This window comes from Microcoleus sp. OTE_8_concoct_300, assembly GCF_031383065.1.
Lineage (GTDB): Bacteria > Cyanobacteriota > Cyanobacteriia > Cyanobacteriales > Microcoleaceae > Microcoleus.
The window spans coordinates 1-2,708 of sequence record NZ_JANMZH010000250.1 but is presented as its reverse complement, the minus strand read 5'-3'; the positions used below and the strand labels follow the sequence as shown (position 1 = coordinate 2,708).

Annotated in this window: 3 protein-coding genes and 1 pseudogene; 2 read left to right on the top strand and 2 right to left on the bottom strand. The window is 50.8% G+C overall.

All coding sequences use genetic code 11. The features are described 5' to 3' along the window. The coding region (locus ACUVJL_RS11900) for an SDR family oxidoreductase (RefSeq protein ID WP_445246038.1) at positions 1-568 on the top strand (568 nt) is incomplete at its 5' end. Positions 569-651: 83 nt separating this feature from the next. Next, positions 652-854: pseudogene (locus tag ACUVJL_RS11895) on the top strand (uroporphyrinogen-III C-methyltransferase); the annotation flags it as partial. A gap of 105 nt (positions 855-959) precedes the next feature. On the opposite strand, the gene ACUVJL_RS11890 reads toward ACUVJL_RS11895, so the two are convergent. Together ACUVJL_RS11890 and ACUVJL_RS11885 are read right to left on the bottom strand one after the other, a co-directional pair. Next, the gene (locus tag ACUVJL_RS11890; RefSeq protein ID WP_445246037.1) at positions 960-1,694 is read right to left on the bottom strand and encodes a hypothetical protein; all 735 of its coding nucleotides are present in this window, start codon (positions 1,692-1,694) and stop codon (positions 960-962) included. Positions 1,695-1,741: 47 nt separating this feature from the next. After that, positions 1,742-2,296 (bottom strand): hypothetical protein, encoded by a 555-nt coding sequence (locus ACUVJL_RS11885; protein WP_445246036.1) that lies wholly within the window; start codon positions 2,294-2,296, stop codon positions 1,742-1,744. Between the last annotated feature and the right edge of the window lie 412 nt (positions 2,297-2,708).

Below are 2,708 nucleotides of genomic sequence, written 5' to 3'. Positions count from 1 at the left end.
CTCTAATCTGGCAGACCTCGATCGGCTGTTCGCCACTATCGAGCAAGAGCAAGGACACCTCGATGTCGTCTTTGCCAATGCTGGCGTTGCAGACTTCGCCCCACTCGGAGCAATCACCGAAGAACACTTTGACAAAACGTTTAACACTAACGTCAAAGGTCTGCTGTTCACCGTGCAGAAGGCACTGCCTCTGTTACCTGAGGGCGCTTCCATCATCCTGAACGCCTCTCAGAATACTACGGTAGGCAACCCAGCCTTCAGTGTTTACAGTGCTACCAAAGCCGCCGTGCGATCGTTTGCCCGTAATTGGATTCTCGACCTCAAAGAGCGCAAAATCCGGGTTAACGCCATTAGTCCTGGCGTTGTTCCTACTCCTGCTTACAATCTCCTGGGACTGAGTGATGAGCAGGTGCAGGGATTCGTGGATAACCAAGCCAAAAATATCCCCCTGGGAAGAGTAGGGACGCCCGATGAGATTGCCAAAGCGGTTGTCTTTCTCGCTTGTGACGACAGCAGCTTTGTCAACGGCATCGAGCTGTTTGTCGATGGCGGTATGGCACAGATTTGAAGCGCCCTGGCAAGCGGTCGGTAATGTTCCCAACTGGAAACAGGGAATAAATCTCCGGAAGCGGAATAATCCGAACTTCGTAAGCCCAATTGAGTGCAGAAACGCCCATAGCATTGGTGCGCTGGGGAACGCGGCCGAAGAAGAATCGATCGGGACTTTGGATACAATTGTAGAGCAAGTTGAGGCGACCGGATTTGCAGCACCTGCGATCGCGGTCATCGGAAATGTCGTCAATTTGCACTCGTTATTGTCTGGATGTCGGCCTGTGTATCAAACTGTAGAATAAGCGAAAAAATAGGGGCAAACAAGGGCGATCTATCACCCTTGTTTGCCCCTACACCCTCTCTAGCCAAGCAAAAATTAGAGATTAAAATAAGCGGCTAGATGTTCGTTAGAAGGGCATCAGTTTGGGCTTTATGTATTGGCTGTTGGCGCGGATGAAGCAGTTTTTGCTGGGCACCCGCAGCCAGGAAGCGCCCCCAGCGGTGATGAAGCTGTTGAGGCCCAGATAACCGACATCAACGGTGCTGCCTTTGGGGAAGGTCGTAACGACAGTGCCACTAGGGGCAGTGGCGCGACAATTGAGCCTCGTTGGGTCGGTTACAACCCAAAGGGGCCAAGTGGCGTTGCCTGCGGTTTCAGACTGAATGGTATTGGCATTGCTGGCCAGGAAATTGCCGCTGCTATTGGCGACTGGGACGGCTTCGGTCAGATTGAGCTTTAAGATTGAACCCACGGCAGAGGGGCAGTTGACCCCACCAGTAATCGTCCAAGTGGCCCTCAGGCGCGCCGGACCGGAGTTAGAAACCGGACGTTGTAGTTTCAGTTGGCCCTTACATTGTTGCGTTGCACCGGGCCCGGAACGCTGGTCGGTGAATGTTCCAGTATAGGTTCTGATGCCACCACTGCTGGTGACGCTAGTCGCCTGGAAGTTCCCTCCCCACTCCCTGCCGCCTACGGATGTAGAGTAGTAGCCAGTGCCAATAGCAGAGCCACTGCGACCAGGAAGTTCACTAATATGAATAGAGGTGCTGCGATTGCTGGTTGTGTAGGCGCTGGCTTGGGCAATGTGGGGGAAAAGGGCGATCGCAGCGATCGTGCCTAAAATAGAAACGATCGGTTTCATAGTATGTTTCTTAATTTAGATAAATGAATTTGGTTTGAGCGCAGATGTTACGGCCAGCAGGTAGCTCCACTACCACCAAGGCACTGATTATTAGGTTGAGCGACATCGATTTGGGTAATGTTTTTCACGCCGGAGACGTACTTGAGATTTGCCCAAAGAGTCTTTCTAATAGAGGTTTCTAGAATCGCGGTACTTCCAACTCCACCAGTAATAAAAGGTTTGCAGATGTGAATTTTGTAGGCAATGTTACTGCCTCTGATTTGGCGTTTGATGAGAAAGCGACCTGCATTGATGGCTCCAGGAGGTAGAGGTTGACCGTTGCAGGCATTGCTCGGGAGCAGCGGTAGCGCCTTCTCTAGACCCGGTGCATTAGCAATTTCGGTACGGGTTGGCCCCTGAAATAAGTTCTGGAGAGCACCCACATCCGGCAGAGGATTGCTGGTAGAACGTCTGACAGTGTGGGTGTGCTCGAAGTTTTGGCCACTCTTCGGCATCCGAGGAAAGTGCACGGTTACAGTTGCAGCGATTGAGGGGGATTGCGATAGCCCCAGAGCAACTAGACTCGAACAGCCGATCGCCATCGACAGGGAACTAAATTTCATGGGAAACTCCTAAAGTAGGTTAGTCTACATACACCTAAATCAATACTCGGGACAGTTTGAGAGCGCCGAGGATACAATGCGGGTTTCAGGCCTTGGTATTCGTAATTTCTTTCACCCTCGAATTTGCGATCGCGAATTCGTGTGGCATTGTTTCTGGGTCTAGCATTACGTGACCCGTTTGCATTTATTTCTGAGGTGTAACTGCTAAGGATCGCGAATTAAATAACTTACAATTTTAATTGTTATTGTGGGATGGGCGTCCCGCCCGTCCTTTTTGGACGGGCGGGACGCCCATCCCACAATAACAATTAAAATTGTAAGTTATTTAATTCGCGATCCTTAGCAGTTACACCTCAGAAATAAATGCAAACGGGTCACGTAATGCTAGACCCAGAAACAATGCCACACGAAT